The sequence below is a fragment of the Bradyrhizobium diazoefficiens genome, assembly GCF_016616235.1.
Classification (GTDB): domain Bacteria; phylum Pseudomonadota; class Alphaproteobacteria; order Rhizobiales; family Xanthobacteraceae; genus Bradyrhizobium; species Bradyrhizobium diazoefficiens_H.
This window is the reverse complement of sequence record NZ_CP067100.1, coordinates 1,042,446-1,066,554: the sequence shown is the minus strand read 5'-3', so window position 1 is coordinate 1,066,554 and position 24,109 is coordinate 1,042,446. Positions and strand designations below refer to the sequence as shown.

At 65.6% G+C, this 24,109-nt stretch carries 26 protein-coding genes, 1 tRNA gene and 1 pseudogene; 14 read left to right on the top strand and 14 right to left on the bottom strand.

Annotation, left to right across the window (positions count from 1 at the left end; all coding sequences use genetic code 11):
• Nucleotides 1-2: 2 nt before the first annotated feature.
• The 5 genes from JJB99_RS05045 to JJB99_RS05025 all read right to left on the bottom strand — a co-directional run bounded on the left by JJB99_RS05045 (nt 3) and on the right by JJB99_RS05025 (nt 7,052).
• On the bottom strand, nt 3-557 hold the full coding sequence (locus JJB99_RS05045) for a DUF924 family protein (protein WP_200497688.1): 555 nt from the start codon (nt 555-557) through the stop codon (nt 3-5).
• A 12-nt stretch (nt 558-569) separates the two neighbouring features.
• Entirely contained in the window at nt 570-2,255 is a 1,686-nt protein-coding gene (locus JJB99_RS05040) for a long-chain fatty acid--CoA ligase (RefSeq protein WP_200497687.1), read from the bottom strand.
• A gap of 192 nt (nt 2,256-2,447) precedes the next feature.
• Nucleotides 2,448-3,932 (bottom strand): D-alanyl-D-alanine carboxypeptidase family protein, encoded by a 1,485-nt coding sequence (locus JJB99_RS05035; protein ID WP_200497686.1) that lies wholly within the window; start codon nt 3,930-3,932, stop codon nt 2,448-2,450.
• Nucleotides 3,933-4,108: 176 nt separating this feature from the next.
• Nucleotides 4,109-5,905, bottom strand: coding sequence for a glucan ABC transporter ATP-binding protein/ permease (locus JJB99_RS05030; protein WP_200497685.1), 1,797 nt, complete (start codon nt 5,903-5,905; stop codon nt 4,109-4,111).
• A gap of 85 nt (nt 5,906-5,990) precedes the next feature.
• Entirely contained in the window at nt 5,991-7,052 is a 1,062-nt protein-coding gene (locus JJB99_RS05025; RefSeq protein WP_200497684.1) for an ABC transporter substrate-binding protein, read from the bottom strand.
• A 227-nt stretch (nt 7,053-7,279) separates the two neighbouring features.
• On the opposite strand from JJB99_RS05025, the gene JJB99_RS05020 reads away from it, so the two are divergent.
• The 10 genes from JJB99_RS05020 to JJB99_RS04975 all read left to right on the top strand — a co-directional run bounded on the left by JJB99_RS05020 (nt 7,280) and on the right by JJB99_RS04975 (nt 15,300).
• Complete coding sequence (locus tag JJB99_RS05020; protein WP_200497683.1) at nt 7,280-7,651, top strand: hypothetical protein; 372 nt, start codon at nt 7,280-7,282, stop codon at nt 7,649-7,651.
• Between the two features lie 128 nt (nt 7,652-7,779).
• Nucleotides 7,780-8,184: a phosphoribosyl-ATP diphosphatase gene (gene hisE / locus JJB99_RS05015; RefSeq protein WP_200497682.1), complete on the top strand. Its 405-nt coding sequence runs from the start codon at nt 7,780-7,782 to the stop codon at nt 8,182-8,184.
• Between the two features lie 45 nt (nt 8,185-8,229).
• Nucleotides 8,230-8,832: a YqaA family protein gene (locus JJB99_RS05010; protein ID WP_200497681.1), complete on the top strand. Its 603-nt coding sequence runs from the start codon at nt 8,230-8,232 to the stop codon at nt 8,830-8,832.
• Between the two features lie 53 nt (nt 8,833-8,885).
• The gene (locus JJB99_RS05005; protein WP_200497680.1) at nt 8,886-9,425 is read left to right on the top strand and encodes a hypothetical protein; all 540 of its coding nucleotides are present in this window, start codon (nt 8,886-8,888) and stop codon (nt 9,423-9,425) included.
• A 28-nt stretch (nt 9,426-9,453) separates the two neighbouring features.
• Nucleotides 9,454-10,854 (top strand): aspartate ammonia-lyase, encoded by a 1,401-nt coding sequence (locus tag JJB99_RS05000; RefSeq protein WP_200497679.1) that lies wholly within the window; start codon nt 9,454-9,456, stop codon nt 10,852-10,854.
• A gap of 256 nt (nt 10,855-11,110) precedes the next feature.
• On the top strand, nt 11,111-12,079 hold the full coding sequence (locus JJB99_RS04995; protein ID WP_200497678.1) for an NAD(P)H-dependent flavin oxidoreductase: 969 nt from the start codon (nt 11,111-11,113) through the stop codon (nt 12,077-12,079).
• Between the two features lie 11 nt (nt 12,080-12,090).
• Nucleotides 12,091-12,864 carry a thioesterase family protein gene (locus JJB99_RS04990; protein ID WP_200497677.1) on the top strand — a complete coding sequence of 258 codons (774 nt, stop codon included), beginning with the start codon at nt 12,091-12,093 and terminating at the stop codon, nt 12,862-12,864.
• Between the two features lie 537 nt (nt 12,865-13,401).
• Nucleotides 13,402-13,650 (top strand): hypothetical protein, encoded by a 249-nt coding sequence (locus JJB99_RS04985; RefSeq protein ID WP_200497676.1) that lies wholly within the window; start codon nt 13,402-13,404, stop codon nt 13,648-13,650.
• Nucleotides 13,651-13,783: 133 nt separating this feature from the next.
• Nucleotides 13,784-14,503 carry a hypothetical protein gene (locus JJB99_RS04980; RefSeq protein WP_200497675.1) on the top strand — a complete coding sequence of 240 codons (720 nt, stop codon included), beginning with the start codon at nt 13,784-13,786 and terminating at the stop codon, nt 14,501-14,503.
• A gap of 74 nt (nt 14,504-14,577) precedes the next feature.
• Nucleotides 14,578-15,300: a hypothetical protein gene (locus JJB99_RS04975; protein ID WP_200497674.1), complete on the top strand. Its 723-nt coding sequence runs from the start codon at nt 14,578-14,580 to the stop codon at nt 15,298-15,300.
• 168 nt (nt 15,301-15,468) lie between these two features.
• Here the strand turns inward: JJB99_RS04975 and JJB99_RS04970 are convergent, their stop codons facing one another.
• Nucleotides 15,469-15,693 (bottom strand): cysteine rich repeat-containing protein, encoded by a 225-nt coding sequence (locus JJB99_RS04970; RefSeq protein WP_200497673.1) that lies wholly within the window; start codon nt 15,691-15,693, stop codon nt 15,469-15,471.
• A 235-nt stretch (nt 15,694-15,928) separates the two neighbouring features.
• On the opposite strand from JJB99_RS04970, the gene JJB99_RS04965 reads away from it, so the two are divergent.
• Entirely contained in the window at nt 15,929-16,219 is a 291-nt protein-coding gene (locus JJB99_RS04965; RefSeq protein ID WP_200497672.1) for a hypothetical protein, read from the top strand.
• Nucleotides 16,220-16,354: 135 nt separating this feature from the next.
• On the opposite strand, the gene JJB99_RS04960 is transcribed toward JJB99_RS04965, so the two are convergent.
• The 5 genes from JJB99_RS04960 to JJB99_RS04940 form a co-directional block, all read right to left on the bottom strand.
• Nucleotides 16,355-18,280, bottom strand: a complete 1,926-nt coding sequence (locus tag JJB99_RS04960) for a sensor histidine kinase (RefSeq protein ID WP_200497671.1) — start codon at nt 18,278-18,280, stop codon at nt 16,355-16,357.
• A complete protein-coding gene (locus JJB99_RS04955; protein ID WP_200497670.1) occupies nt 18,277-18,960 on the bottom strand; it encodes a response regulator transcription factor in 684 nt (227 codons plus the stop codon). The genes JJB99_RS04960 and JJB99_RS04955 overlap by 4 nt, the downstream gene beginning before the upstream one ends.
• A gap of 105 nt (nt 18,961-19,065) precedes the next feature.
• The gene (locus tag JJB99_RS04950) at nt 19,066-19,299 is read right to left on the bottom strand and encodes a hypothetical protein (protein WP_200497669.1); all 234 of its coding nucleotides are present in this window, start codon (nt 19,297-19,299) and stop codon (nt 19,066-19,068) included.
• A gap of 159 nt (nt 19,300-19,458) precedes the next feature.
• Nucleotides 19,459-19,761 (bottom strand): hypothetical protein, encoded by a 303-nt coding sequence (locus JJB99_RS04945; protein WP_200497668.1) that lies wholly within the window; start codon nt 19,759-19,761, stop codon nt 19,459-19,461.
• A gap of 169 nt (nt 19,762-19,930) precedes the next feature.
• A tRNA-Leu gene (locus JJB99_RS04940) sits at nt 19,931-20,015 on the bottom strand.
• Nucleotides 20,016-20,173: 158 nt separating this feature from the next.
• On the opposite strand from JJB99_RS04940, the gene JJB99_RS04935 reads away from it, so the two are divergent.
• The 3 genes and pseudogenes from JJB99_RS04935 to JJB99_RS04930 all read left to right on the top strand — a co-directional run bounded on the left by JJB99_RS04935 (nt 20,174) and on the right by JJB99_RS04930 (nt 21,270).
• Nucleotides 20,174-20,779 (top strand): disulfide bond formation protein B, encoded by a 606-nt coding sequence (locus JJB99_RS04935; RefSeq protein WP_246775145.1) that lies wholly within the window; start codon nt 20,174-20,176, stop codon nt 20,777-20,779.
• Nucleotides 20,707-20,862 (top strand): annotated as a pseudogene (locus tag JJB99_RS36065) (cysteine hydrolase); the annotation flags it as partial. The gene JJB99_RS04935 and the pseudogene JJB99_RS36065, both read left to right, overlap by 73 nt.
• A gap of 93 nt (nt 20,863-20,955) precedes the next feature.
• Entirely contained in the window at nt 20,956-21,270 is a 315-nt protein-coding gene (locus JJB99_RS04930; RefSeq protein ID WP_200497667.1) for a hypothetical protein, read from the top strand.
• 33 nt (nt 21,271-21,303) lie between these two features.
• On the opposite strand, the gene JJB99_RS04925 is transcribed toward JJB99_RS04930, so the two are convergent.
• Genes JJB99_RS04925 through JJB99_RS04915 form a run of 3 tightly spaced genes read right to left on the bottom strand, consistent with a single transcriptional unit; the run spans nt 21,304 to nt 23,989 of the window.
• Nucleotides 21,304-22,575: a flavin monoamine oxidase family protein gene (locus JJB99_RS04925; protein WP_200497666.1), complete on the bottom strand. Its 1,272-nt coding sequence runs from the start codon at nt 22,573-22,575 to the stop codon at nt 21,304-21,306.
• A gap of 9 nt (nt 22,576-22,584) precedes the next feature.
• Nucleotides 22,585-23,307, bottom strand: coding sequence for a RibD family protein (locus JJB99_RS04920; protein WP_200497665.1), 723 nt, complete (start codon nt 23,305-23,307; stop codon nt 22,585-22,587).
• A 22-nt stretch (nt 23,308-23,329) separates the two neighbouring features.
• Complete coding sequence (locus tag JJB99_RS04915) at nt 23,330-23,989, bottom strand: FABP family protein (protein ID WP_200497664.1); 660 nt, start codon at nt 23,987-23,989, stop codon at nt 23,330-23,332.
• Between the last annotated feature and the right edge of the window lie 120 nt (nt 23,990-24,109).

Below are 24,109 nucleotides of genomic sequence, written 5' to 3'. Positions count from 1 at the left end.
CATCAGCCGGCGAAGCCGCCGCTGTCGAGGAAGGCCTGCTCCTCCGCGGTGGTGTCGCGGCCGAGCAGGCGGTTGCGGTGGGGAAAGCGGCCGAACCGCTGGATGATGTCGGCGTGCTCGCGCGCGTATTTCAGGTTTTCCGTATTGTCGGCGTTTTCAAACAGCGCGACGCAATGCAACTGGTCGGGCAGGTGCTCGGAATGCATGAAGGGCAGATAGAGGAATTCGAGCAGGACCGGATCGATCCTGCGATCGACGCCTCGGTCGATGGCGCGGCGGGCAACCTCGCGCGCCAGCGGATCGCTGGCGAAGGCCTCCGGCGTGCCGCGAAACATGTTGCGTGGAAACTGGTCGAGCACGATGACGAGCGCGAGCGCGCCCTCGTCGCTATCTTCCCATGGTGCCAGCTCGCCGGCGGCCGCCCTCTGCCATAGCGCCAGAAAGCGGCGCCTGATCTCCGCGTCGAACGCGTCGCTGCGCTGGTACCAGCGCTCGCGGCCGGCCGCGCGCCAGAAGGCGAGAATGCCGGCCGGGCTGATATTCCCGACGTCAGTCATGAACCAGACCGCTTACGCTGCCTCGGCTTTCTTCTCGTCACGCAGCTGCCGGCGCAGAATCTTGCCGACATTGGTCTTCGGCAGGTCGGCACGGAACTCGATATGCTTGGGCACCTTGTAGCCGGTGAGCTGCTCCTGGCAGAACTTGATGACGTCCTCGGCAGCGAGGTTCGGGTCCTTCTTCACGATGAACGCCTTCACCGCTTCGCCTGACTTGGAATCGGGAATGCCGATCACGGCGCATTCGAGCACGCCCGGATGGCTCGCGATCACTTCCTCGATCTCGTTCGGATAGACGTTGAAGCCGGAGACGAGGATCATGTCCTTCTTGCGGTCGACGATCTTGGTGTAACCCCTCTCGTCCATGATGCCGATGTCGCCGGTGCGGAAATAGCCGTCCGCGGTCATCACCTTGGCGGTTTCTTCCGGCCTGTTCCAGTAGCCCGACATCACCTGCGGACCCTTGGCGCAGATCTCGCCCGCCTGGCCGAGCGGGACTTCGTTGCCGTCATCATCGCGGATCGAGATCCAGGTCGACGGCACGGGAATGCCGATTGATCCGGAGAATTCGGTCGTGGTCGCGGGATTGCAGGTCAGCGTCGGCGAGGTCTCCGATAGGCCGTAGCCTTCGGCGATGAAGCAGCCGGTCACCGCCTTCCACTGCTCGGCGACGGGGCGCTGCACGGCCATGCCGCCGCCGTTGGAGATCTTCAGCTTGGAGAAGTCGAGCTTCTTGAAGTCGGGATGATGCATCAAGCCATTGTAGAGCGTGTTCACCGCCGGGAAGCTGTTGACCTGGTATTTCGCGAGCTCCTTAACGAAGCCCGCGATGTCGCGCGGATTGGGGATCAGGAGATTGCAGCCGCCGGCGCGCACCGCGAGCAGGTAGCAGGCCGTCAGCGCGAAGATGTGGTAGAGCGGCAGCGCGCAGACGATCAGGAGCTGGTCGATGTGCGGCGGCGCGGCGAGCGCCGGCTGCAGCCAAGCATCGTTCTGCAAGACGTTGGCGACGATGTTGCGGTGGAGCAGCGTGGCGCCCTTGGAGACGCCGGTGGTGCCGCCGGTATATTGCAGGAAGGCGACATCGCCGGGCGAGAGTTTTGGCTTGTTGAACGTCAGGCCGCGTCCGGCGGAGAGCGCGTCGTTGAAGGACACCGCGCCCGGCAGCGAGAACGCCGGCACCATCTTCTTGACGCGGCGGACGACGAGATTGACGATCATGCCCTTGAAGCCGAGCAGGTCGCCCATGCTGGCGACGATGACGTGCTTGACTTGTGTCTTGGCGATCACCTGCTCGACGGTGTGGGCAAAATTCTCCAGCACGATGATGGCTTCGGCGCCGGAATCCTTGAGCTGATGCTCAAGCTCGCGCGGGGTGTAGAGCGGGTTGACGTTGACCACAGCAAAGCCGGCGCGCAGCACGGCGGCGGTTGCGACTGGATATTGCAGCACGTTCGGCATCATGATGGAGACGCGGGCGCCGCGCTGCAGGCCGCGGCCTTGCAAGTAGGCAGCGAGCGCCAGCGACATCTGGTCGAGGTCGCGATAGCTGATCGACTTGTCCATGCAGATGAACGCCTTGCGGTCGGCGAACTTCTTGAAGCTCTCCTCCAGGAGGTCGACCAGCGATGCGTATTGCGTCGGCTCGATATCGGCGGGCACGCCGGGCGGATATTGCTTGAGCCAGATGCGCTCCATGGAAACTCCCCTCTCTTGCACCAGAGCCCGTTGTGTCTCGGGCTTGCCTCATTGCCGGCAGTATCGAGCCTGCCGGAACGGGTGGCAAGCGTCGTGGCTTAGGGCAAAGGCCGGGGAGTGGCTACCGGAATCATCGCAAACCACGCGCTGCCGCAACTGCGAAGCTGGGCGGATGTCTGATCCCGAACCGCGTTAACTGTTGTTGGCCGGCTTCGCGGGAGCTGGCTTGGTTGCGGCCTTGGGCTTGACCGGCTTTGCCGCCGCATCGCCGCTCGCCGCCGGCTTCTCGGCAGGTTTCGCCGCTGCATCCGGCTTGGCCGCGGCATGCCTGGCGCCGGCCGGTTTGGCTGCGGCCTTGCTGTCGCTGTTCGTATTTTTCTTCGCCTCGGGCTTGGCAGCATCCGGCTTCGCCGCCGCCGTCTTGGGCTCCTTCGGCTTGTCCGCCGGCTTGGCGGTTGCGTCGGGCTTCTTGGCGACGCGCGACTTCTTGCCACGCGGTTTGGGCGTAGCCTGCTGGTCGGCATCGGCCGCGACCGCCGCGATCAGAGCGGTGCCGCTGCGGGTCGGACCGGTATAGACCAGCACGGGCTCAGCCGCCGCCGGAGCCGAGGCCATCAGCTCGGAAGCCTTCATCAGCGGCGGCTGGAGGCTGGCGGTGAAGAAGGTGACCTGGGCTTCGCCGCCGGTGGCCGAGGTCGATCCGGCAGTGCCGCCATTGGTGGCGATCAGCGCATCGTCATCGTCGCTCGCCGGCCGCTTGCGGTGGCCGCCGCACATCTCCTCGCGCAGGTTCGGCGGCGAGGCATCGACCGGTACCAGCTTGTCGACGGTGCCGAGCGAGGGGCGCAGCCAGGTGAGATTGTCCTGGCTGAAGCCGCGCTCGAGCAGCTGCGCCGCCTTCACCGCACGTGCAGTGCCGGAGTTGGCGCCGAGCACGACCGCGATCAGCCGGCGGCCGTTGCGTGTGGCCGAGGCGACGAGATTGTAGCCGGAGGCGCAGATGAAGCCGGTCTTGAAACCGTCGGCGCCAGGATAGCGGCCGATCAGCTTGTTGAAGTTCGGCGTGATGCGCTTGCCGAAGCGGATCGCCGGGATGTGCACGAAGTATTCGTATTCCGGCAGGTCGCGCAGGAAGGAGCGGGCGAGAATGCCGAGGTCGCGCGCGGAGGTGATCTGGCCGTCGGCGGGCAGGCCGTTGGGATTGACGTAGCTCGTCTGCGTCATGCCGAGCCGCTGCGCGGTGTCGTTCATCATCGCGGAGAAGCCGTCGATCGAGCCGCCGACGCCCTCGGCGAGCACCACGGCCATGTCGTTCGCGGACTTGACCATCATCATCTTCAGCGCGTTGTCGACGGTGAGCTGCGTTCCCGGACGGAACCCCATCTTCGACGGCGACTGCGAGGCCGCGGTCGGCGACACCGTGAGCAGCGTGTCGAGCGTGAGCTTGCCGTCCTTGACCGCCTTCAGAGTCACATAGGCGGTCATGATCTTGGTGACGGAGGCGGGGTACCACGGGATCGTCGCGTTCTCCGCCTGCAGCACCTTGCCGCTGTCGGCTTCGATCAGCAGCAATGCTTCGGCGCTCGCCGCGCGCGGCGCAAGCAATGCAGCGCAGGCGAGCGTCGCAGCGAACAGGTTGAACAGCGATTTGCGAAGCAGCGGGCGAATGGCGTGCACTATCCGATTCCGGTCCTTGGAGACCCGCCTGATACGGACGGCTCTCGTGATCTGATGTTCGGTTCTGAAATCCGGCGCCGCCGCTTGCGGCGTCGCAAACCTATACCGGCTCGTGCGTCGGGAATAGGGGTTTCGGGCGCGTATTCCGCAATGAAATAGGCCGAATTTCGACGGTCCTATGGGGACTTGACCGCAGTCGCGGCAGCCTCGGCCGCCGTCACGCTGGCCCGCGCGTTTTCCTGAACCATGAACTGGGCCCTGGCGAGTTCGGCGAAATGGCCGCCCTTGGCGACGAGTTCATCGAAAGTTCCGCTTTCGATGACGCGGCCATGCTCGAAGACCAGGATCCGCGTGGCGTTGCGGATGGTGGACAGGCGATGGGCGATCACGAAGGTGGTGCGGCCCCTCATCACTTCATCGAGAGCGGCGTTCACCTTGGTCTCGGTGACCGCGTCGAGTGCGCTGGTCGCCTCGTCCAGGATCAGGATCGGCGGGTCCTTCAGCAGCGCGCGGGCGATCGACAGGCGCTGGCGCTCGCCGCCGGAGAGCATGCGGCCGCGCTCGCCGGCATTGGTGTCGAACCCGCCGCTGCGCTCGATGAAGTCGAGCGCCTGCGCGCGCTCGGCGGCCTTTCGCATCTCGGCCTCGGTCGCGTCCGGCTTGCCGACGCGAAGATTTTCCGCGATGGATCGGTTGAACAGCAGTGCCTCCTGGAACACGACGCCGATATTTCGCCGCAGCGAGGTCAGCGTGACGCCGCGCACGTCCATGCCGTCGATCTTGATGAAGCCGGATTGCGGATCAAAGGCGCGGTGCAAGAGCGCGATGGCCGTGGACTTGCCGGCGCCGGTCGGACCGACCAGCGCGATGGTCTGGCCGGGCAGCGCGGTGAAGGAGAGGTCCTCGACCGCCGGCCGCTTGCCGTCATAGGAGAAGGTGACGTCGTTGAACTCGACGAGGCCGGAGAGCCGTCCCGCATCGATCGCGTCTGGGCGGTCGTGCACCGCAGGCACCGCATCGAGCACGCCAAAGAATTCGCGCAGGCGCGGGGCTTCCATGAACACGTTGTTGATGAAGCTCACGACCTGCTCGAGCTTCTGGATCAGCAGCGTGGCAAAGCTCACGAACATCACGATCTCGCCGACCGAGGTCAGCCCCTGATCGTGCAGCGCGATGCCGAGCGTGAAGATCGCCAGCACCGTGATGGTGGTGGAGGCGCGCGTGATGATGGTGACGAGCGCCCACCACGACAGCACCGGCATCTGCGCGGCGAGCAGTTCGTCGGCGATGGAGCGCAATCCCTTCACTTCGGATTCGACGCGGACGAAACTCTGCACCAGCGCGACGTTGCCGAGCGCGTCCGAGGCGCGCGCGGAGAGTTCGCTATACTGCTCCTCGACCGCCATCTGCATGCCGAAGGTCTTGCGCACCACAAAGGTCGTCAGCGCGGTGAAGACGATGCAGAGCACGAACAGCAGGATCGCCAGCCGCCAGTTCAGATAGAGCGACAGCGGCAGCAGCACCACGACCGAAAGGATCGCCGCAAAGTGCTCGCGGAAGAAGCCGAGCCAGAGCCGCCACAGCGCGTCGGTGCCGTTGAGCATCACCTTCATCAGCCGGCCCGAATGAGTGCCGGAGTGGAAGGTCAGCGGCAGTTGCAGAATGTGCTCGAAATAGCTCGTCAGCACCGCCTGGCGCTGGCGATGCGAGAGCCGGTCGGCCTGCAGCGCCACCAGCGCGCTGCAGGCGATGGTGAACAGCCCGAACGCCACCCAGGCGCCCAGGAACGGCCAGGCCGAGCCGGAGCCGGCCACCGTCTTGCCGGAGAGCACGTCGACGATGCGGCCGAACAGCACGGGCTCGGCGAACTGCGAAGCTGCGAGCAGGAGATTGGCGACCGCGAGCAGCCAGCCGAGCCGCGCCTCCTTGCCGAGCAGTTCGAGAACACGGGTGTAGAGACGGAGCATCGACATGCGGGCAAGCAACTCGGGCGGCTGATGGTGCCCGCATTCTAAGCAGGGATCGCCCGCGAGATACAGCGGAAGCTTTCGGTTTTGCTCAATTGATGAGCCGGCCCGCGACCGGTGGCAGGAACTGGTCGTCGAAGATGTCGGCCGCTGCCGGGCGTTTGCGGAATTTGAAATCCTGCGCGATCTGGTCGATCGATCGCTCCAGGCGTGCCGGGTCGAGGCCACCGAGGCCGTTGCGCCTGACCTCGTCGGTCAGGATATTGTCGACGAGCACGGTCTTCAGGCGTTCTAGCTCCAGGCTGCTGTCGCCATCCTCGATGCGGCTCACGGCCTCGTCCGCCGCGCGGGCAGGCTCCTTGATTGTTGCGCGGATGCCCGCGATCAACGCGCGGACGAATCCCTTCACTGCGTCGGGCTGCGCCGCCGCGAAGGCGGGATTTGCCACTACGGCAAAGCCGTAGGCCTCGCAGCCATAGTCGGCATAGCGCAGCACGACGAGATCGCCGCCGGGCACGCCGCGGTCGCGCAGGTTGACCGCGGAGAGATAGCTGAAGCCGGCGACGGCATCGACTTGTCCTGCGGACAGGATCGGCTCGCGCACGGCTGCGCTGATCTTGTGGAATTTCACGCGCGATGCGTCGATGCTGTTCTGCTGCGCCAGCGCCGGCCACAGCCGCATCGACAGATCGCCGTCGGCAACGCCGACGGTCCTGCCGTCGAGATCGGGCAGCAGGTGGATGCCGCGGCTCCGGCGTGCGACGATCGCGTAAGGCGCGCGGTTGAACAGCACGAACACCGCCTTGACCGGCGCCGCATTGTCGTTGCCGCGAAAACGAATGAGCTCGTTGATATCGACGAGCGCGAGCTCGCTGTCGCCCTTGGCGACGCGCGCGAGCGCCTCCGGCGATCCGGCCGCGCTGTTGAAGGAGACGTTGAGGTGCTCGGCGCCGAATCCTCCGTCCTTTGCGGCCAGGAAGAACGGCGCCATGCTCGCATCGATCAGGCGATCGAATGTGAAGTGGACCGCAGTTGATGGCGTGGCCGTCTCGGCCGCCGTGACCTCGCGTGCAGGCAGCGTGACAAGCAAGATTGCGACGGCGAGCACAACGGCCGGCAGGTCGCGAAGAGCGAACGTCTTGAATCCTGACATCAGCGGCGCCGGTCCTGCATTGTTATGATTTCGTGACGCTTGCAGCGCCGGCTGGCAGCCACTCTGTCAGCGTCAACATGAACGGCCGATGAGCGGCGGTTGCGTCACGATTACGCAACCCCGTTCAGCTTGTGTTCGGGTTGGGGAACCCAACATGGGATGCGGGTGTTTGAGAGACATGAGCCTGTCTCGAGGCACCAATGAAGGTCCCAAGGAGGGTCCAGAACATGTTTGACAGATTTTCCAAGTCCGGCGGCCGCAAGGCCGTCCTTGCCACAGCCGCGGTGCTGGCGCTGACCACAGTCGCTCCGACCGCCTCTTACGCCGGCGGTCGCCACTGGCATGGTGGCGGCGGCGCGGCCTTCGCCGGCGCCGCCATTGCGGGCGCCATCGGTACCGGCCTTGCGATCGCCGCGACCCGCGATGCCTACGCCTATGACTACGGTCCGGGCTACGGCTATTACGGCGGTCCTGTCTATTACAGCGGGCCGGCCTATGGCCCCTATTACGGTCCGGGCCCGAACTACCAGTATCAGCGCTATGGCGGCTCGGCGCCGTCTGAGCTCTGCGGCCAGGGCTATTTTCAGAACTGCTACTGACCTTATACAGATCTTGGCTACCAAAGGTTGACCACAGCAGGCCGTCGCGGTTGCCGCCGCGGCCGGCTTTTTGCTTTTGCTGTCGTGCGTTAACGCGCTCGCCACCGGTTTAGGGTAGCTTCGCGTACATGAGTGATTCGCTTGAGCGGCTATATCTGGCTGTGCTCGCGGCCAGAGACCTTGATCCGGCAACATCGCGCACCGCGCGCCTGTTTCAGCGCGGCCCCTCCAAGATGGCGAAGAAGCTGGCCGAAGAGGCTATCGAAGTCGTGATCGACGCGGTCAACGGCGATAGCGAAGCCGTGGTCCGGGAAAGCGCCGATCTGCTCTACAATCTCACCGTGCTCTGGGCCTCGGCCGGCGTGCGCCCAGAGGACGTCTGGCGCGAGATGGCGCGGCGGGAAGACATGCTCGGCATCGCCGAGAAGCTGCCGAAGTCGCCGACGAAGCTGCCCAAAGTCGCCTCACCGCGCATCGCCGCCCGGCGGCCAATTGTCGCGCTGGAAGGGCGCGGCGCGCGCAAGCGCCACTAAATCACGCCGAATCGTCACAAAACTCGCGATGGACAAATCCGTCCCATGGTGCTTCATCGCGGCGCCATGCTGAAACGTATCTACGACTGGTGCATCGACGCCGCCCACAAGCCCTACGCGCTCTGGATCATGGGAGCCGTGGCTTTCGCAGAAAGCTCCTTCTTTCCGGTCCCGCCGGATGTGATGCTGATCCCGATGTCGCTGGCGCGCCCGCAGCGCGCCTGGGTCTATGCGGCGATCTGCACCGCGACGTCGGTGGTCGGCGGCCTGCTGGGCTACGCCATCGGCGCGCTGCTGTTCGATTCGGTCGGCCATTGGCTGATCCAGGTCTACGGCCTCGGCGACAAGGTCGATGCCTTCCGCGCCTCCTACGCAGAGTGGGGTGCCGTCATCATCCTGCTCAAGGGCCTGACGCCGATCCCCTACAAGCTCGTCACCATCACCTCGGGCTTTGCCGGCTACAATATCGGGCTGTTCATCCTGTGCTCGATCGTGGCGCGCGGCGGACGTTTCTTCATCGTCGCCATCCTGCTCAATCGCTATGGCGACTGGATCCGGGTCAAGATCGAGAAGCATCTCGGCCTCGTGGTGGCAGTGGGTGTCATCGTGCTGGTGCTCGGCTTCGTGGTGGCGATCAAGTTGATCTGATGCTTGGATCCGGAGCGCTTTGACGCCGCGTCGGCTTCGGCTACGTTGCCGGCATGATGGTTCGATCCGGCAATCCGGCCACGCGGCTCGGGACCCTGACGTCAGCAGCGCTGCTGCTCCTGCTCGGTTGTGGCGGCGCGGGATGGACGCAATCGGCGCCGCCGGTGCTCGGCGTGCAGGAGCAGAGACCGCAGGGCGCATCACCGCCAGCGATCCCACCTCCATCGGCGCCGCCGGCGCGCGAGGACAATCCCGGGCTGATCAACGGATTGAGCAACCTGTTCGACAAGGTGCCCTCCTTCCTGCCGCCGATCAAAAGCCCTGCTGAAACCATGAACGATCTGTCGCGGCTGGCGACGCCGTCGGCCATGGCCTCGGGGCGCGTGGCATGTCCGGCCTCGTCCAACGGCGCGCCCGACTGCAAGCTCGCGGCCGACCAGCTCTGCCGGAGCAAGGGCTACAGGGAAGGCAAGAGCCTCAACGCCGACTCCGCCGAAAAATGCTCGGCCAAGGTTCTCATTCCGGAGCGGCAACGCAAACCGGACGATTGCCGCACCGATACTTTCGTGACCAGCGCGCTGTGCCAGAATTGAAGGACGTCGCGCGACCAAAGGAGCGCCCATGAGCCGCTACGAGCAGGATTTCCTCGGACAGCGTGAGATCGCCGACGACATCTATTACGGCGTCCAGACCATCCGGGGGAAGGAGAACTTCCACATCACCGGCATTCCGATGAACCAGGAGCCTTACTTCGTGAAGGCGCTTGGTTACGTGAAGAAGGCCGCGGCCATGGCCAACCGCGACCTCGGTGCGATCGATGCCAAGGTGGCCGACGCGATCATCCTCGGCTGCGACCGCGTCATCGCCGGCGACATGATGGACCAGTTCGTCACCGACTTCATCCAGGGCGGCGCCGGCACCTCCACCAACATGAACGCCAACGAGGTGATCGCCAATCTCGCGCTGGAATCGCTCGGTTTTACGAAGGGCGACTATCAGCATGTCAGCCCCAACGATCACGTCAATTACGGCCAGTCGACCAACGACACCTATCCGACTGCCTTCCGCCTTGCGCTGATCCTGCGGCTCGAGAGCTACATGACGGCGCTGCGCCAGCTCCAGGAGGCGTTCTTCACCAAGGGCCGCGAGTTCGAGCGCGTGCTGAAGATGGGCCGCACCCATTTGCAGGACGCGGTGCCGATGTCGCTCGGTGCTGAATTCCGCGGCTGGGGCACCACGATCGGCGAAGAGGTCGACCGCATCTCGGAAGCGCGCGCGCTGCTGCGCGAGATCAATCTCGGCGCCACCGCGATCGGCACCTCCGTGACGGCCGCGGTCGGCTATCCCAAGCTTGCGGTCCGGCATCTGAGCGCGCTGACAGGCGTCGACTTCATCCTCGCAGGAGACCTGGTCGAGGCGACATCGGACACGGGGGCCTATGTGCAGCTCTCCGGCGTGCTCAAGCGCACCGCGAGCAAGCTGACGAAAATCTGCAACGACATCCGCCTGCTCGCATCCGGCCCGCGCGCCGGCTTCAACGAGATCAACCTGCCGCAATTGCAGCCGGGCTCCTCGATCATGCCGGGCAAGGTCAATCCCGTGATCCCCGAGGTCGTCAACCAGACCAGCTTCCTGGTCATCGGCCTCGACACCACGGTGACGTTGGCTGCTTCCGCCGGCCAGCTCCAACTCAACGTGATGGAGCCGGTGATCTCGTTCGCGCTGTTTTTCTCGATCCGCACCATGGAGCGCGCCGTCAACAGCCTGCGCGAGAATTGCGTCGTCGGCATCACCGCCAACGCGGAGCACACCCGCAACATGGTGCTGAACTCGCTCGGCATCGTCACCGTGCTGAAGCCGCTGCTCGGCTACAAGCAATGCGCCGAGATTGCGCGCGAGGGCTACAAGAGCGGCAAGTCGCTGCACGAGATCGTCGTTGTCGAGCGCAAGCTGCTGACGCAGGAGAAATGGGACGAGATGTTCTCGTTCGAGCGGCTGATCAACCCGGATTTGATTTCCTAGCACCGTCCGCTCCTCTCGCCTTCGTCTTTGCGAGGAGAGCCCCCGCGACAAAGCAATCCAGACTGTCTCCGCGTAAGGATTCTGGATGGCTTCGCTTCGCTCGCAATGACGGAGAGCGCGGCCGGAATTCCGCGCGTTGGAATTGTAGCAACGGCATCCGCTGCGGCGGCAAAACGCAATACTTGACAGTGGAAAGATTGCCTTGTTGGTATGGCTCCCAACTTCAGTTTGACCGCCAGAAGAGGACCGTTCCGCAATGTCCATGCCTGCCTTGTTCAAGGGGCGCCTGTCGATTCCCGTGATCGGCTCGCCGCTCTTCATCATCTCGGTGCCCGATCTCGTGATCGCGCAGTGCAAGGCGGGTGTGGTCGGCTCGTTTCCGGCGCTGAATGCGCGGCCGCCGGAGCTGCTCGACGAATGGCTGGCGCGGATCACCGAAGAGCTCGCGGCCTATGACCGCGCCCATCCGGACAGGCCCTCGGCGCCATTTGCAGTCAACCAGATCGTGCACAAGTCGAACAACCGGCTCGATCACGACATGCAGCTCTGCGCCAAGTACAAGGTGCCGATGATCATCTCCTCGCTCGGCGCGCGCGAGGAGCTCAACCAGGCAGTGCACGGCTGGGGCGGCATCGTCTTCCACGACGTCATCAACCAGAAATTCGCGCGCAAGGCGATCGAGAAGGGCGCCGACGGCCTGATCCTGGTCGCGGCCGGCGCCGGCGGCCATGCCGGCACCATCTCGCCGCTCGCCTTCGTTGCCGAAACGCGAAAGTGGTTCGATGGTCCCATCGCGCTGTCGGGCGCGATTGGCAATGGCAAGGCGATCCGCGCCGCGCGCATTCTCGGCGCCGACTTCGCCTATATCGGCTCGGCCTTCATCGCCACCAAGGAAGCCAACGCGGTCGAAAAATACAAGGAGATGATCGCAGGCTCAACGGCTGACGACATCGTCTATTCCAACCTCTTCACCGGCGTGCACGGCAACTATCTGAAGCCCTCGATCCTCGCCGCCGGCATGGATCCGGACAACCTGCCGACCTCCGATCCCTCCAAGATGAACTTTGGCACCGACGCCTCCGGCGAGCGCGCCAAGCCGAAGGCCTGGAAGGAAATCTGGGGCTCGGGCCAAGGCATCGGCAGCGTCGAGGGAATCGTGCCTGCCGCCGAGATGATTGCGCGCTTCAAGAAGGAATACGAGGAAGCGATCGACCTGCCGCTGTGATGGCACTTGCAATGACCGCCATCTATCGCGTCGACGGCAACAGCGTCGTCACCAGTCCGGATGCCGCGGGGCCCTGGGACCGGCGCATGCAGCACGGCTCGGCGCCGGCCTCGCTGGTGACCTGGGCGGCCGAACGCATCGCGACGCCCGTACCCATGAACATCGCGCGCGTCACCATCGATCTGATGCGTCCGGTGCCGGTGGCGCCGCTCACGATTGCGACCGAGGTTTTGCGCGAGGGCCGCAAGATCCAGCTCTGCGAAGTGAAGCTCCTCGCCGACGGCGTGCAGGTCGTGGGCGCCACGGTGCTCAAGATCAAGACTCAGCCGCAGACATTGCCGGACGACGTCGAGGAGCTGCCAGTCACGCTGCCTTCGCCGGAGGACTCGCTGGCCGAGGACGGTCACGCCGCCAGCAGTCCGTTCGTACGATCGGTCTCGATGCGTGCCGCGCGCGGCCGCTTCGGCCGGGCCGGTGCCGGCGCGATCTGGTTTCGCATCGACCATCCGCTGATCGAGGGCGAGGCGGTCTCGCAGGCGATGCGCGCCGTGGTCGCCGCCGACTTCTCCAACGGCACCGCCTCGACGCTCGATTTCCGCGCCTGGACCTACATCAATGCCGACCTCACCGTGAACTTTGCGCGCCAGCCGGTCGGGGAATGGATTCTACTCGACGGCGAATCCTGGATCGGCCCGGACGGTGCCGGTCTTGCGATGTCACGGCTCGCGGACAGGCAGGGTTACTTTGGCCGCGCGGTGCAGAGCCTAGTGATCGAGAAGCGGTGAGCGAGACGGCTTTCGCGGTGTGCAGTAGCGGCGCCGTTTGAATGGCAGGCTTCCGCCGCCGCGGAAGCGATGCCAGGTCGCGAACCTCTTCTTGTCCGGAGGCCTCTTGTTCGACGCCAGCGTCCTGCCAGTTCACACGCCGTAGAAGATCTTGATCTCCCAAAGCAGGACAACGATAGCCGTGATCAACGTGATCGCAGCCAAAGCACTTTCCAGGGAAGCGACTCTCATTTGATACTCCGCTTCCAGCCCCGTTCAGCGATCTAGTCGATTCGCCGATTCGCCGGCAATTGTGCACACACCACCTCGACACGCTCCGTGGCACGCTGTTGTTTGCCGGCCACAACAACCCGTAAAATCCCGGAGAGCGGATGCTGCCATGCGCCGGCTTTGGTGTGACATGTCTGGGGAGGGAGAGCGGGTTCCGCGCCCCGATTAATCCCGCATAGATCCGCAGCCCCGCGCTTAACTGCGGATTAACCATCCCCCGCCAACAATCTCCTCACGGCCGCCAATCAGGACCGAGAGGGACAGGCGATGGACTTCGATTTTCTCAACAGCAAGACAGCCGCGACGCTGGACGAGATCCGCGTGCGTGTGGCTCATGCGCTGGCCCGCCACCCGATGTGCCGCAACGTCCGCTTCGACATCGTCAGCGTTCCTCGCACCCGCCGGGGCGGCAACTGGACGGTGACGCTGCAATCGGTCGAGCCGCGCGCGGTATGGGAGGCCTCGGAGATCGTCGCCGACATCCAGGACGCCTACGATCTGGCCGCAGCCGCTTGATTTTCTTGGTTTTTCGAGGCGTGTCGCCGCAGGCAGGCCGATTGTCGCAACGAAGGCACACTCAAGCCTTAATTCGCGCCCTTTTCCTGGGCAATGTTAACAAACTCGTGAAGCGGACCTTCCGGAGAGACGTTTGTCCAGAGCCGTCACCATCACCGTGTTGATCTGTTTCCTCGTCCTCGGCGCCGCCACCACCGCCATTCTCGGTCGCGACAGCGTCCCCAGCGCCAGCGCCGAGATGATCGCGGAGGCGCTGCCCAAGCAGCTCACAACCAACCGCGCCGCGAAGGCCGACCGTCTCATCCCGACTCTGGCGCTGGCTTCGGCCGCGGTCGATCCGGTCCAGGTGCCCGCCGACAAGCTCTCGCAGGCGCCGGTGCTGACCGAGCCGCTGCGTCAGGCTTTTGCCGCCGCGACCCCGTCCGATTTCCCGATGCCCAACTCAGCTTCGTCGGCAAGCGCGCATGAGGCGCCCGCCGCGGCGGAGGTTCCTGCCGTCGAGGTTCCGGCAAAGCCGAAGGTCGTCGCCAAGCCGCAGCCGCAAAAGACCTATACGCTGCTCTCCGACGTGCAGATCGCGGGGATCCGGAATCGCCTGAAACTCTCGTCGTCGCAGGAATATTACTGGCCCTCGGTCGAGACCGCGCTGCGCAATGTCGCCCGCAAGATCTCGGCAAACAAGCTCTCCAATCCGAACGGGCCAAACGTACAGATCGATCCGAACTGCGACGAAGTCCAGCAGTTGAAATCGGCCGCGATGCCGCTGCTGTTCCAGCTGCGTGACGACCAGAAGGAAGAAGTGCGCAAGCTCGCCCGCATCATCGGGCTCGAGAAGGTCGCGCAGCAGATCTGAGGCGCGGTTCCGGCCGATATCAGGAACATCCGGCAATCCTCAGGCGTTGCCCGCTTCAAACAGGGAGTGGGACAATGCGCGCCTCGACAGCTTATTTCGTGGGTGCCGGAACGATTGTTGCTGCCATTGCCATTGGTCTCGGCGGCGGCATCGTCGCTGGCAATATCATGAACCCGATCGCGTCGAAGCAGGGACCGGACACCAGCAAGATGGCGCAGCGCGCTGAAGCGGCTGCACCCGCCAATACACCTGCTGCCACGAACGCGCCGTCCGAGCGCGTCCAATATCTCACCGGCACGCAAGCTTTCGGCGCGATGATCGCCGCGCCCGCCCAGGCGCAGGACGAAGCCAAATCTGAAATGAAGCCTGCTGAGACGAAACCCGAGACGCAGACGACCCCGGCGAAGGCTGAGCCGCCGGCGCCGCCTCCCTCGCGAGCCGCTGCCGTCGAGCCGTCCAGGGAACAGGCCAAGCCGGCATCGCATCCGCAAGCGGCAAAGCCTGCCGAGCAGCAGGCCTCAACCGAGCCATCCTCCACAGTCGACAATGCCTATGCCAAGGCGAGGGATTCCGACGTGAAGCGCGCCGCGTCCGAGCGGCGCCGGACGGAGCGGCGCGAGCGCTGGGCCGAACGTCATCGTTACGATTTCCGCGAGCAACGCGGCATGCGCGACCGTACCGATTGGGACGACGTCGCCCGCAGCATCCGCGAAGATTCCGATGCGCGCGAATACGCGAACCGTCCGCGCAGCGGCTTCCCGCAGATCAGGCTGTTCGGATCTGACGACGACGATTAGAGCATGATCCGGACCCGAAGGGCCGCGTTAGCGCAAAGTGTGCCGCGGTTTTCCATGCTCAAACGACAAACCTAAAGCGCAATGACGATTCATCCCGATCTCATCGCGCTCTAACCTGCCGGCGCGCTCAGCTGCTTGCCGAGCGCGCGACGTTCTCCCCGGAAGATATCAGCCGCCGTGCGACTCCACGACCTTGCGGCAGCTGTCGGAGAGCTTCGACTTGTTCTCGCGCAGGCACGCATTCATCTGCGGCGGCTTGCCGATATGCTCGGCGCAGAATTTGCTGGCGTCGCTGCGGCAGGCCATCTGCTCCTGCGGCGTCGGACCGGATTGCGCGGCAGCGGGCAGGATGGCGGCGGCGAGCAGCAGCGCGGCAAGAACCGAAGTCTTCATAAAACACCTCTCTGGCATTGTCGTTGGTCCCGCCTGGGATCAAGCGGGCCGGACCATCTCGCGAAGGCGCAGCGCCGGTCCATGCCATGTTCATGGCATCGGCTCGGCCCGATCGCCGCCGCACCCCCATCTTCATGGTATGTATCCGCGCGCGGTCTTTTGCCATTCACACCTGCACGTCGGCTGCCAAACCCGGTGATTGCACCGGGACGCCGGACGGGAGCAGGAGAGCAAGATGTCGAAAAAAGCGGGAGCGCTGAACGCCGGGCTGACGGTGATGATGCTGGCGGGTGCGGCGATGGTGTCGCTGGGCACGAGCCCGGCGCAGGCGGTGGTGTATTGCAAGACGGTCGGCGTGCCCAAGGGCTGCGTGGTGCGGCCGACCGCGGCGGTGGTGGCCGCGCCCGGGGCGCCGGTTGCCGCGGCAGCGGTGGCAACGCCCGGCGTCGGCGCGCCCGGTGTCGGCGTTCGCGCAGGCACGCCGATGAATCGCGGCGGTCCAGTCAATCGCGTCGGTGTGCGCTGACGATCTCGTTCGATTGAGTTGATTGCATCGTTTCGGGCAACGGAGCCCAGCGGACGAATCCCCCGTCCTCCGCAAGGCAGATAATCCGGCCCGTTCCCTCTCTCCGCGCGGCCCACACGCTCGGGGAGGGGGTTTTCAGCCGGTAGCGGCGTCGCTGTCGGGAAAGATTTGCGGCAATTGCAGCCGCACGCGCGTGCCGGAGCCCTCCGAGCTCAGATCGAGCACGGCGCCGCAGCGTGCGGCGCGGCTTCTCATGTTGCGCAGGCCCCGTGCGGTCTGAGTAGCGCCCGCGGCTGCGTCATTGCCGGCGAGCGCAAAACCGCAGCCGTCGTCCGTTACGCTGATCACGCCATAGGGTCCCTGACCAGTGTCGAGTGTCTCGATGGTCACGGTGATGTGGCCGGCGTGCGCGTGCTTGATGGCATTGGTCACGGCCTCGTCGAGGATGCGCACGATCTGGATGACGTGCCAGGGCCGCAGCTCGGGATGCAGCGGCAGGCCCTGCGGCGTCGCCACGCGCCAATCGAGCGCGATGTCGTGCGGCCGCAGTTGCGCCGTCGCGCGCTCGCGCCAGGAGCCGAGCGCGAGCATCAGGTCGCCGCCGATGTCGTCCATGGAATCGATGACGAGGCGCAGGTCCTTCAGCGCCGCACGCGCCGCATCGGTGATGGTCGCGCCTCCATGGCCGCGCTCGGATAGTGCAACGATGCTGATGAGCTGGCCGCCGAGGCCGTCATGCAGGTCGCGCATCAGGCGCGTGCGCTCGTTGGCGAGCGTGGCGGTGCGGGCGCGCGCTTCCTCGCGGGCAAAGCTCGCCTTCAGCCGGTCCTCGGCCTCGCGCACGCGAGTCACGAGCTGACCGGCGAAGCTGTCGACCTGGTTCAGCGCGCGGGCAAAGCGCCAGGTCAGGCCGGCGCCGATCGCCACCAGCATCGCCGAGTAGGACAGGCGCGAGACGAAGATGCGCTCGTTGGTCACAAGCTCGAACACCGACAGCATGTCGTGGACCCAGCAGGTCAGCACGATGGTCACGGCGCAGCCGATGGTGATGCTTGCCGCATCCTGCCGCCGCACCACCGCGGCCGCCGTGACGCAGGCCATCAGAAAGAGGCTGAGGCCGACCGTGGGGACGCCGAGCACCAGGAACAGAATGCGCGGCAGCGGCGGGCCCGCGAGCAGTCCGACCACGAACACGATCAGCCCCGGCGCGAACAGCAGCGCGCCGTAGCGCGGCCAGCGCCAGCCGAAGAACAGCACGCCGAAGGCGACGATCAGCGCGCTCTCGATCGGCGCAGACGCGAGCAGTACCGCGGCGAGCCGCGGCACGGTGGCCGGCGGTACCGGCGGCGGCATGAATGCCTGGATGACGCCGAGCACCATTGCAACGGCCAGCACGCCATAGACCGGTTCGCGTCGCCGCATCAGCCACATGATCGCGAGGATGACGGCGAGGATCGACTGCCAGGCGGAGAACACCACCTGCAGGGTCACGAACAGCAGCGTGCGTGTCTCATAGGCGGGACGCAAGGCCGTATCCGGTCCGATATAGACGGTGTCGAGAAACCCCTTCAGCGGTCCCCAGACGAACAGCCGCACGGCGATCTCGTTGCTGCCGTCGCGCAGCAGCGAGGCGGGAATGAGCGCGATCTGCGGCGTGTTGCGGTCCGGCCGGTTGGCGTTGGCATCGCGGCGGGAGTCGAGCACGATGACGCCATTGACGGCAACCTCCACCGCGTTGCTGAAGCGCGGCAGATAGACCGACCACCCCGACGCCGCATCGCCGCTTCTGAAGGTGAAGGTGCCGGTATAGAGCGGCGGGTCCGCCAGCGAATAGCGCGACGAGGTGAAATGCGGCAGCGTCACGGGACGCGTCACGCCGTCCTCCCGCAACGAGAAGGCAGCTACGCCATAATCGTCGGGATCGCTGGGCTGGAGCAGCCGCAGTCCGAGAATGGTGGCGACCACGATCAGCCCCTGGAGCAGCAGATAAGGCACGAGGCGCGCGGTCAGCAGCCGGCGCCGCGCGGGTTTGACCGGTGCCGTCGCCGCGACCTCGCTCACAGCTTGATCAGGCCCTGCTGCACCGCCTCGAACACCGCTTCGCTGCGCGTGTGCACCTCGAGCTTGCGATAGATGTTCTTGATGTGGCCGGGCACGGTCTGCCGGGACAGGCCGAGATGGCTGGCGATCTCGGCGTAGCTGAAGCCCTTGGCGATGCCCCAGAGGATGTCGATCTCCCGGGGCGTCAGTCTGGCCGTGTTGAGCACGGGTCCGGGCGGCGGCTCCGCCGAATTCTGCGCGGCACCTTGCGTTCTACGGACGATGAAACGGGCGATCGAGGCCGAGATCGGCGAATGGCCGGCGACGAGATCGCGCACGGTGGTGGCGATGTCGGTCGGGAAGGCGTCCTTGAGCAGATAGCCGGTGGCGCCGACCGTGATCGCGGAGATCACGCTTTCCTCGTCGCCGAGCGCCGAGATCACCATGATCTCGGTGTCGGGAAAGCGCTGCCTTGTCTCGCGGATCAGCTCGACGCCGTGACCGTCGGGCAGCCTGAGATCGGTCAGCAGCACCCGCGGTGCGCCGCCGTTCAGGGCCTGCCGCGCCTCGTTCAGCGTGCCGGCGCTGCGCACGTCGTAGCCGGCCTTGGCCAGCGCGTCCTGGAGCCGCCAGCAGGTCGGCGCGTCGTCCTCGACGAGGAGGATGGTGATGGCCTCACCCGTCTCGCCCTGTTCGCTCATGTCCATCGTCCCGCGACCCGCGTGTCCCCCGCGGCGCGAGGTGAGTTTATCCGCGGCGCGGATGCCGTGACACCCATAATCATGGGGCGGCGTTGCCAAACCAACTTAGGAAACGTCGAGTCGCGGCGGCGGATAGCGCCGGGCCAGCACCGATAGGGACAGATGCCGTTCGCCCTCCGGCAATTCCAGATAGGCCAGCACCAGCGGCCGCTTCCAGTTGCCAACGCCGAAATCCATCGCCATCCATTTCTGCGGCTCGGGGCCCTCGAGGCCCCGGACCCAGACGAAATAGCGCGGGAGGTCGTCGGCTTCCGCTTCCGTCGTGCGTCTCCTGGCCATCAAAACTGCTCACTGCATCGATACGGGCCTGTTGCAGGATATAGGGGCTGGCGCTGCGAAGTCGAACGCCTTGAACGGTCGTCCGTGCTGGTCAGCAAGCTTCCGCCTGCCGGCACACGGTGTCCGGCACTTCGATCCAAGGCGCGCGCTGCGCTCTCATCACCGCCACAACTCGCTCTCCGCCACGCGGTTGATGTCGGCAAGCCGGCGCTCGGCGTCGGCGTTCAGGTCGATGCTCGCGACCAGCGTCAGCAGGCGCTGATAGGCGCCATCGGCGACCTCGACCGGCAGCGGAGCCTCGTCATAGGCTTCGACATAGCTGCCGACGAGACCGCTCAAGAGGCGGCATAGGCCGCGCTGCTCAGGGTCGTCGCGACCGAGCGTCTCGAGCTTCTGCTGGAATGTCCGGAAGGTGCGCAGGCCGTGGTGTTGCTCTGAAAGCCTCGCGTGCAGGTCGTTCATGTGAGCTCCTTCGAGTTACGGAAGAAGCTACCGGCTTATACAGTGGGGATATGACAATTGCTAGGGAGGGGATGCTGCGGCGGCCCGTCTCCGCCAAGGGCTTCGCCGGGCAAGCCTTCGCCCTTTGCTCTCGCATGGCTGCGCCACGCGAAGCCCGAAGGGCGAAGCGTGGTGCCCCTGGCCGGAATCGAACCAGCACTCCTTGCGGAACTCGATTTTGAGTCGAGCGCGTCTACCAGTTCCGCCACAGGGGCCCTCGGTCGGCCCCTCCAGGGAGGGCGTCGCGAAGCCGGCGGACTATAGCCATGGACAAGGCGGGGTCAACCCGCGCCAAAGTGATCCCGGGCGTTCTCGACAGCCGCATGGGCCGGGGTTAGAGGCTTAAGAAAGCGACCCACACGAAGAGGCTGCCGTGACCACCCAGAGTGCCGCAATACCTGCATTCAGGCCTGCTGCGAGCGGTCCCGCGCTGACCGCCTCGGCGCTCGTCACGTTGATCGCCGCAGCGACCATCGCAGGCGCCTGGTTCTTCCAGCTCGTGCTGGAGATCCTGCCCTGTCCGCTGTGTCTCGAGCAGCGCTATGCCTACTATCTCGCGATCCCAGTCGGTGTGCTGACAGTGCTCGCGGCGCGGAGCGGCGCGCCGCGGTCGCTGCTGCTCGCAGGGCTCGCGATCCTCGCGCTGGCGACGCTCGCCAATGCCGGGCTCGGCACCTACCATGCCGGCGTCGAATGGGGTCTTTGGAAGGGGCCGACCGACTGCTCCGGTCCGGTCGTCAATCTCGGCAACGCCGCCGATCTGCTGTCGAAGCTGGACACCGTGAAGGTGGTGCGCTGCGACGAGGTGCAGTGGCGCTTCCTCGGCCTCTCGCTCGCTGGCTACAACGTGCTGGTCTCGCTGCTGATGGCCGCGATCGCCGCGTGGGGATTTGTGGCGACGGCGAAGATGCGACCTGGACCTTCGACCGCACCGGGCCGGACGGCGAGGCACATTCCGCCGAGGAGATCCACGCGATGACGCTGTCGAATCTGAACGGTGAATTCGCGCGCATCGTCACCACCGCCGAGGTGATCGATTGGCTTGCATCGGTGCGACAATAGATCGCGCGACGCGCGTCCATTCGCTTGCCCAGTCGGAACTGGTCTGCGTCGTTTCGACGCCCGCCCTCGACGGAACGCAGCCAAGGCCCATCCATGAAGTATCTTTTTGTCGCGATGGCGGTCGGGGCTGCGGCACTTGCCGGCGGATCGGCGGCGCAGGCGGCCGACAACACGAGCGCAAAGCAGAGCGCGCGAGGAAGCCAGGCGACCGATATCAGCGCGCAGCACCGGCGTCATTATCATGGCCACCGCCATCATCACTGGCGCCATCACCATGGCTATTATCGTCCGTACCACAGAAGCTACGGTTATTACCCGCGCCATCACGGCTATTACGGCGGTGGGCCGTACGGATATTACGGCGGTGGTCCCGGCGTGAGCTTCAGCTTCGGCAGCAGCCGCTGGTAACACCGAAGGCCCGCAGCGATGCGGGCCTCTTTCCTATCCCCGCAGGATCATCTCCGCCGTCTCCAGCCCGCTCGCCAGCGCCGCCTCGACCGTCCCCATGTCGCGGCCGCGATAGAGCGCTTCGCCGGAGAGCAGCACAGGCCCATCGGCGCGCGCGAGCATCGCCTGCGCCGCGCGCGTGCGTGGTGTCGCCCAGGAATAGGCGCCGCGGGCGAAGCAATCGTGCGCCCAGTTGGTGGCCGCGGCCGCCACGAGGTCGCGCGCGATATCCTCGCGCGACAGGCCGAAGATGGCGGCGAGCGACTCGATGCCCGCATCGATCAGTCCCTGCGGATCGAGGCTTTGCAGCTCCGCCGTGCGCGGGCCGCCGAACCAGCCGGTGAGCACCGGACGCTGATCCGGATATCGCGTCCACCACACCGGGACTGCCTCGTCCGAGAGCAGGAAGGTCATGTCCGCGAGATCCTGGTTGCGCTCGCGCCACCATGGCCGCGCAAACCGCAGAAGGATCTTGATGACGTTGCCGAAACCGATGTCGTCGGCAGCCGCAGCCTTCGCGCGTGCGGCTGCGGGCAGGGCGATGTCGCGCAGCAAAGGCAGCGGCACGGTGAGGATCACGCGATCGCAGCCATGCACGTCGCTGCCGGCGCAGCGAACCGCCACGCCGCCGCCCTTCTCTTCGATACCCGACACCACGCAGCCAAAGCGGATCGCGGCGCCGTCCTTGCGGCACTCGGCCGCCAGAAATTCGATCAGCGCGCCGTAACCGCCATTGATGCGCGCCTGCACGCGGCGCCCGCCATCCATCCATTCCTCGCGCAGCGCCAGGGTCGAGGCGCGCGCGGGGTCGGCAGCATCATAGCCCTCGACCATCCGTTCGACCGAATGGCGCAGCCGCGCATATTTGTCGCCGGCGAAATGGCGGCGCAGGAATTCGGCGAGCGTGAGGTCGTCCTTCAGCGCGCTGAGTACAGAATGAAGCTCCGCCTCATGCGGATCGTGACGATCCTCGCGCGAGAACTTGGCGCCGTCAAAGCTCCATTGCGTGCCTTCGATCTCCTGCAGCGACAGTCCGGCCTCACGCAGCAGCGCGCGCGTGACGTTCGCCTCGCCGTGGACGAATTCGGCGCCGCCATCGGCGGGGTAGCCGAACTCCGAGGCCGGCAGCGAATGAATGCGCCCGCCGCAGCGCTCGCGCGCCTCCAGGATCGTCACTGTCCGGCCCGCACGGGCGACCTCGCGCGCCGCCATTAATCCGGCCGCGCCGGCGCCGACGACGATGATGTGCTCCGGCTTGTCCGACATGCCGGCGCTTTACGTCGCCACGGCTTGCGGATCGTTCTTGATCAGATAGCGCAGCAGCAGGACGCCGCCGCCGAGCTCCCGCGTGCTCTCCAGCGTCATCGCCGTGATCGGTGCGCGCTTGTCGCCATCCGCGTCAGTTGAATCGAACACGAAGGGCGCGCCTGTCGCGCCATCGATCGCCGGGCTGAGGATCAGGTTGAATTCGTCGATCAGGCCCGCGCGCAGGAACGCGCCATTGGCGACGCCGCCGCCCTCCACCAAGAGACGCTTCACCCCAAGCTCGCGATTGAGGATGTCCAGCGTCAGCGTCAGGTCGATTTCGGACCTGCCAGCGAAGACGTAGGACACGCCCTCGCCGCGGAGCCCGGCCAGATGCGAGTCCGGCACGCCCTCGGTGAGCACCACGACGATCGGATCGCCGCCGATATCGGATCGCCCCCAGGCGATCTTGCCCTGGGCGTCGAGGACGACGCCATAGTTCTTCACATCCGGTTTCTCGGCATCGCCCCAGGCGAACCAGTGTTTGCGCGGAAACGTCTCGCCGGACGCCGGATAGGGCTTGCCCCTGGCGAACTCCGAGCCGGTGACGCGGCCGATCACCCAGGCATCCGCGCCGAGCTCATCGTGGATCTTCTCGAACCAGTCGGTGCCGGCGCCCTTCGGCCGCCAGCGGCTCGGATGGGTCCGGCCGTCCAGGCTGGAGTGCATCAGACAGATGACGTAAGGCTTCATGCAAATTCTCCGTAGCCGCGCATCAGGCCGCCGGCCCGCCCTTGGTGCGATCGTTGACGATCGCCGCGAGCGGATTGAGCTTGGGCGGCGCGACCAGCTTGAGCGTGTTGCTGTCGTGGTGATTGAACGGCGCACCGCGGACGAACAACTCGGTCTGGATCAGATAGGTCCAGCTTCCGTCCTCGTTGAAGGTGATGTCGCAACGATAGGCATCGGTACGAAACGCCTGTTCCAGGAAATCGGTCGAGCAGATCCCGTAGGCGGTGTCGCCGCGCTTGGCCGCGACGGAGATCGTCCTGTCACCCGGCCCGGCCTTGCCCGAGGCAAGCAGCACCTGCCCGCGCGGGATCGCCAAGGTCTGCATGATCAGCCCGGTCGCGGGCTCCCACAGCCAGTAGCCGACCTGGTCATGGAAGGTGATGTCCTCCTCGGGCGTGTTGATGTGGATGTGATAGCGCAGGCCATAGAACAGCTGCGGCCCGTTGGCTTGCGGATCGATCGGGTCCATCCGGATGTGCTCGATGAAGGTCCGCCGCTCCGGCCCCTCCGCCTTCGGATTGATGTCGATGCCCTTGTCCGCCTGCCAGGTGCCGGCAAGGCGCCGCAGCGGGCCGAGATTGGCAAGCCCGTCGGGCGAGACGTCCTCGGGCTCGGTGAAGATGTCGGCGGGAATGGGGAGCATGGGGGCCTCGCGGGAAGGTGCGCAGGCCAGCAATATCACAGGAAGACGCGGCGTGAATTCAACTCGTGCTCCCGCAATCGCCGGGGGCATTCGAGCCATGCGGTGATGCCCGTTGCGTCT